Raw genomic sequence first — 6,000 nt, 5'->3', positions numbered from 1 at the left:
CCGCCAGGAAGGCCGCAAGGTGTTCAAGGAGGTCGTTCCCATCGCCGCCGCCCACATCGAAGGGCAACTGAGTCAGCTGCACATCCAGCCCACCGACGTGCGCCGCTACTGGCTGCACCAGGCCAACTCGGGCATGAACCAGCTTGTCATCAAGAAGCTGATCAACGCCGAGCCGACGCAGGACGTGGCCCCGATGATCCTGGACGAGTACGCCAACACCGCATCGGCCGGCTCCATCATCGCCTTCCACCTGCACCATGGCGACCTCAAGTCGGGCGATGTGGGCGTGATCTGCTCGTTCGGCGCCGGCTACTCGGTGGGCAGCGTGGTGCTGCGCAAGCGCTGATCGCGCCCGGCGCGTCCGCCGACCCGACTCCGCACAACGCCCGCCCAGCGGGCGTTTTTTCTGGCTTCGCTCCTGTATCGTGTCGCCCATGTCATCGGACAACGCTTACACCTTCTACTGGCACGATTACGAGACCTTCGGCCGCGTGCCCCGTCGTGATCGGCCCTCGCAGTTTGCCGGCATCCGCACCGATGCCGATCTCAACGAGATCGGCACGCCGCTGATGCAGTACTGCCAGCCGGCGCCCGACTACCTGCCCGATCCCGAGTCCTGTCTGCTGACGGGCATCGTGCCTCAGACCTGTCTGGAACAGGGGGTGCCCGAGCACCGCTTTGCCGACGCCATCGAGCGCGAGCTGGCCGAGCCGCACACCATCGGCGTGGGCTACAACACCATCCGCTTCGACGACGAGGTGACGCGCCACCTGTTCTGGCGCAACCTGATCGACCCCTACGCCCGCGAGTGGCAGAACGGCTGCGGCCGCTGGGACCTGATCGACCTGGTGCGCACCACCTGGGCACTGCGCCCCGAGGGCATCGAATGGCCGCGTTACGACGACGGCCGTCCGTCCTTCAAGCTCGAACACCTGAGTGCGGCCAACGGCCTGGTGCACGAGGCCGCGCACGATGCGCTGTCCGATGTGCGCGCCACCATCGCCGTGGCCCGGCTGATCAAGACGCGTCAGCCCCGCCTGTGGGACTTCTGCCTGAAGCTGCGCAAGAAGGACGCCGTGCTGACCGAAGCCGGCCTCGACAAGCCGCGCAGCCAGTGGAAGCCCTTTCTGCACATCTCCAGCCAGTTCGGTGCCGAACGCGGCTTCATGGCGCTGGTGTGGCCGCTGGCGCAACACCCCACCAACAAGAACGAAATCCTGTGCTGGGACCTGGCGCATGACCCGCGCGAGCTGTTCGCCCTGAGCGCGGAAGAGATCCGCCTGCGGATGTTCACCCGCCGCGAAGACCTGCCCGAGGGCGTCAGCCGCCTGCCGGTCAAGAGTGTGCACATCAACAAGTCGCCCGTGGTGATCGGCAACCTCAAGGTGCTGACACCCGAGGTGGCCGCCCGTTGGGGCGTGAACGTCGAGCAGGCCCTGCAGCATGCCGAATCGGCCGCGGCCCACAGCCCGAGCATGGACGGCATCTGGGCCGAGGTCTACGGCGCCCGCGAACGCGAGGCCCGCTATGGCGCTGCGCCGGATGTGGACGAAGACCTCTATGGCGGGTTCGTGGGCAACGAAGACCGTCGCGTGCTGCAGCGCCTGCGCGGTCTCAGCGGCGAGCAGCTCGCCGACAAGCACCCGGGCTTTGTGGACGAGCGGCTGGCGGAGCTGCTGTTCCGCTACCGCGCGCGCAACTTCCCCGACACGCTGAACGAGGCCGAGCAGGCCCGGTGGCAGGCCCTGCGCCAGGCGCGCCTGCACGAGGGCGTGGGCGGGATGTCGTTGCAGGCCTTCTTCGACCGCATCGACGTGCTCAGCGAACAGCTGACGGAAGACGACGAGCGCGGTCAGAACATCCTCGGACTGCTCTACGAGTACGCCGAGCAGATCGCGCCCTGAGCCGCCCTCGTACCGTGTCCCGCATCGTCCACCTGGCCCCGCCGCCCGTGTTGCCCGCCGTGTCGCGCTACCTGGGCGGTTACCCGGCCCACCTGCTGGCACAGGCTCAATCGCTGATCGACCAGGGGCGACTCGGTGAGGTGCTGCTCAAGCGCTACCCGGAGCGCCACGACGTGCGCACCGACAAGCTGCTGTACGAGCATGTGATGGGGCTCAAGCAACAGTACCTGCGCAGCAGCGAGCCGCTCAGCAAGGTGGCGTATGACGGGCAGATCCAGGTGATCCAGCAGGCATTGGGCACGCACACGGTGGCGTCACGCGTGCAGGGTGGCAAGCTCAAGGCCAAGCGCGAGATCCGGGTGGCCAGCCTGTTCAAGGACACGCCGCCACAGTTCCTGCAGATGATCGTGGTGCACGAGCTGGCGCACCTCAAGGAGAAGGCCCATGACAAGGCCTTCTACGCGCTGTGCTGCCACATGGAGCCCGATTACCACCAATACGAGTTCGACCTGCGGCTGTGGCTGACAGCCCGGGATGTGGGGCAGCTCACGCCGTGAGCGCCAGCCACAGAGGCGTCGTGATGGCCGCCAGCGCGGTCGACAGCACAAGTGCACCGGCCACCGGCCCCTCTTGTGACTGGAACTGCCGCGACATCAGGTAGACATTGGCGCCCGTGGCGATCGAGGCCAGAAGGGTGACCGCGCGGGTCTCCATCGCACCGAGCCCCAGCAGGCGAGCCAGCGTCCACACTGCCAGAGGCTGCACCACCAGCTTCACGCCGGTCATGGTCAGCGCCGGACGCCAGTGGGCGCGGATGCCGTGGGCGGCCAGGCCCATGCCCAGCGTGACGAGGGCCAGCGGCCCCGCAGTCTGAGCGGCCCAGTGCAGGGGCGCGCTCACCAGCTCGGGCAAGGGCCAGCCGCTGAGACCCACGGCCGTGCCGCTGAGGATGGCCACGATGATGGGGTTGCGCAGCACGCTGACCACCGTGGTCTTGAAGCCGGCGATCGACGGGCTGCCATGTCGCGCCCACTCGACCGACACCGTCACCAGCGTCCACAAGGTCAGGGAGTTGAACACCAGAACCAGGGCCACGGTGGGCATCGAGGCCGGCCCGAGTGTCGACTGTGCCAGCGGGATGCCCAGCAGCACGTTGTTGCTGAAGATGCCCGCCAGCGCAAAAAGCGATTGCGACACGCCGTCGAGCGCAAACATCTGCCAGGCAATGACCCTGCCCACCACGAAGACGAGCAGGCAGCCGCCGAAGAAGGCCAGCAGCACGCGCGGGTCCACGGGCGGCAGGCGTGACAGGTCGCTCATCAGGGAAAAGAGCAGTGCCGGCAGCGCCACGGTAAAGACGAAGCGCGACAGGCCCTCATGAAGGCGCCGTGCGCCCCGCCAGACCGCGCTCAGTGCCCACCCCAGCGCCACCAGCAGGAACATGGGCGCGCACAGTCGCCCGTAATGCAGGATGGCGTCCATGCGGTCGCGTTGGGCAGCGTGCGGTCAGAACAGCCGGTCGATGAAGGCCTTCAGGCGGTCTTCCACATTGCCCTCACCCTCGGCCGACGAGGCCGCCGAGCCGGCGGGGGCCGGTGGCGCCGGGATCAGGCTGGGGTCGATCGGCCGGTCGTCCACACCCAGCTCGGTCAGGAAGCCGCCGTCGGCCCATTCGCTGTAACGCCAGCCGCTTTCCAGACGCACCACGCCTTCCGGCACAGGCATCCCGGTGACCGGCTCGTTTTTCAGTGCCGTGGCCATGAACTGAATCCACGCGGGCAGAGCCAGCGTGCTGCCCGAGGCGTGGCTGCCCAGGCTGCGAGGCGTGTCGTAGCCCAGCCAGACGACGGCCACCAGGTGCGGCTGAAAGCCGGCAAACCAGGCATCGACCACGTCGTTCGTCGTGCCTGTCTTGCCGTACAGATCCGGGCGGCGCAACTGGGCCTGCGCCCGGGCCGCGGTGCCCGTGCGAGTGACTTCATTGAGCAGGGTGGCGGTCATGAAGGCGTTGCGGGCGGGCAGCACGCGGTCGGCTTCGTCGGCAGCTTTGGCCGGCGCCTCGAACACCACCTTGCCGTCGCCATTGCTGATGCGTCGGGTCACCACCGGGTTGACCTTGAGTCCGCCGTTGGCGATCACCGCGTAGGCGCCAGCAAGCTGCATCGGGGTCGTCGACCCCGCGCCGAGCGCCAGGGTCAGGTTGTCCGGCTGCTTGCTCACGTCGAAGCCAAAGCGACCGCTCCATTCGCGCGCAGCCTGGGGGCCGAGCAACTGCACCAGACGGATGCTCACCAGGTTCTTGGACTTGGCCAGCGCTGTTCGAAGCGGGATGGGGCCGTCCGCGCTGCCGTCGGAGTTCTGGGGGGACCAGTCACCCACATTGGTCAACGGCGCATCGTTGACCAGCGTCTCGGGCATCACCCCATTCTCGATGGCGGCCGAGTAGACGAAAGGCTTGTAACTCGAGCCTGGCTGTCGCCAACCCTGGGTCACATGGTTGAACTGGTTGCGCTGGAAGTCGAATCCGCCCACCAGGGCCCGCACCTCGCCGTTGCGTGGGTCCATGGCCACCAGTGCTCCTTCGGCTTCCGGCCATTGCGTGATGCGCCACTCGTCATTGACCTCCACCAGTCGGATGACCGAGCCACGGCGCACCTTGATGCGGTCGCTGGCGCCGCCCGCCAGACCCGGCTGTGCCTGACGCAGGCCCTTGCCGCTGATCTTCACGACGTCGCCGCTGGCCAGCACCGCGCGGACCTCTTTGGCACCCGCGGCCGTCACGATGGCGACCCGCAGCATCTCGTCGTCGTTGTAGTCGGCCAGGACCTGCGACACCGCCGGGTCGTCGTCCTCCAGCCCGCGCCCCAGCTCCTCCCAGGCTTCGGGGCCGCGCCAGGCTTGCCCCATTTCGCGGTCGATCAGGGTGCGGCGCAGGGCCTTCCAGGCCGCCTGCTGATCTGCCGCCCGCAGCGTGGTGACCACCTTCATGCCGGTGGAGTAGGCGGCCTCGCCATACTGGGCGTAGACCTGGGCGCGCGCCATCTCGGCCACGTACTCGGCATGGACCTCCATCTCGCCCGGTGGGCGCACGGCCAGCTTCTCCGCCTTGGCCTGCTCGTAGGCGGCGTCGTTCAGCACCCCCTCGGCATGCATGCGGGCCAGAACGACCAGCTGCCGCGCACGGGCCCGCTGCGGGTTCTTGATCGGGTTCACGTTGGCAGGGTTCTGCGGCAAGCCCGCCAGCATGGCGCACTCCGCGGCATTGAGGGCGCTCAGCGGCTTGCCGAAATAGGTCTGGGCGGCTTCGGCAAAGCCATACGAGCGCGCGCCCAGGTAGATCTGGTTCATGTAGAGCTCGAGGATCTGGTCCTTGCTCAGCTGCCGCTCGATCTTCAGCGACAGCATGGCCTCCTTGAGCTTGCGTGTCAGCGTCTTTTCCCGGGTCAGGAAGAACGTGCGCGCCACCTGCTGCGTGATTGTCGAGGCGCCTTGCGTGCGGCCCCCGGTGACATTGGATACCACCGCCCGCAGCACGCCGATGACGTCCACGCCCGGGTGCTCGTAAAAGCGCGAGTCCTCGACGGCCAGCAGGCTGTCGCGCATCAGCTTCGGGATCTGGTCGATCTTGAGGTATTGCCGCTTCTCACTGCCGAACCCGCCGATCTCGACGCCATCGGCGGTGTACACCCGCAAAGGCTGTTTCGGCTGGTAATTCGACAGGGAGCTGGTGTCGGGCAACTGGGGGTACAGCACGGCCACCGTGACGAGCAAGGCCGCGACGATCGCCGCCACGGTGCCGAGCACCGCCAGGAGGACGAAGCCGCGGTTGCCGCGGAGGGCTGCGGAAGAGGTATTGCGCATGGAGCAGGTCGGCGAGGGGCGACCGGGAAGGTCCAAAGACCGCGATTATCCGGCCGCTTCGTCCCCGGATGCCGCGCAGACGCCGAGACCGCATGTCCCAGGGGCAAACCCCAGCGCGCTGGCGGGTGTTCCGCCCTGATCTCGCCCCTCACGTGAATGATTGGCGTTGGATGGCTATCGTTAACCCGCGATCGGCTTTCGAGTGGGGAAAGCAGACTGAATGGGCTCCGGGCGG

General features: G+C 67.6%; 5 protein-coding genes. 3 read left to right on the top strand and 2 right to left on the bottom strand.

Annotation, left to right across the window (positions count from 1 at the left end; genetic code table 11):
- The 3 genes from QZ709_RS05745 to QZ709_RS05735 form a co-directional block, all read left to right on the top strand.
- Positions 1-346 (top strand): 3-oxoacyl-[acyl-carrier-protein] synthase III C-terminal domain-containing protein (locus QZ709_RS05745; RefSeq protein WP_294636312.1); only part of this gene is annotated, 346 nt, incomplete at its 5' end.
- 88 nt (positions 347-434) lie between these two features.
- Positions 435-1,904 (top strand): exodeoxyribonuclease I, encoded by a 1,470-nt coding sequence (gene sbcB / locus QZ709_RS05740; protein ID WP_294636311.1) that lies wholly within the window; start codon positions 435-437, stop codon positions 1,902-1,904.
- A 14-nt stretch (positions 1,905-1,918) separates the two neighbouring features.
- Positions 1,919-2,461, top strand: coding sequence for a M48 family metallopeptidase (locus QZ709_RS05735; protein WP_294636310.1), 543 nt, complete (start codon positions 1,919-1,921; stop codon positions 2,459-2,461).
- Here the strand turns inward: QZ709_RS05735 and QZ709_RS05730 are convergent.
- Together QZ709_RS05730 and QZ709_RS05725 are read right to left on the bottom strand one after the other, a co-directional pair.
- A complete protein-coding gene (locus QZ709_RS05730; RefSeq protein ID WP_294636309.1) occupies positions 2,451-3,386 on the bottom strand; it encodes an AEC family transporter in 936 nt (311 codons plus the stop codon). The two genes, QZ709_RS05735 and QZ709_RS05730, sit on opposite strands and share 11 nt — an antisense overlap.
- A gap of 24 nt (positions 3,387-3,410) precedes the next feature.
- Positions 3,411-5,765 (bottom strand): penicillin-binding protein 1A, encoded by a 2,355-nt coding sequence (locus tag QZ709_RS05725; RefSeq protein WP_294636308.1) that lies wholly within the window; start codon positions 5,763-5,765, stop codon positions 3,411-3,413.
- Positions 5,766-6,000: the final 235 nt, after the last annotated feature.

The organism is uncultured Aquabacterium sp., from assembly GCF_913773725.1.
GTDB lineage: Bacteria > Pseudomonadota > Gammaproteobacteria > Burkholderiales > Burkholderiaceae_C > Aquabacterium.
The sequence above is the reverse complement of the archived record's forward strand: the minus strand, read 5'-3'. Positions and strand labels throughout refer to the sequence as shown.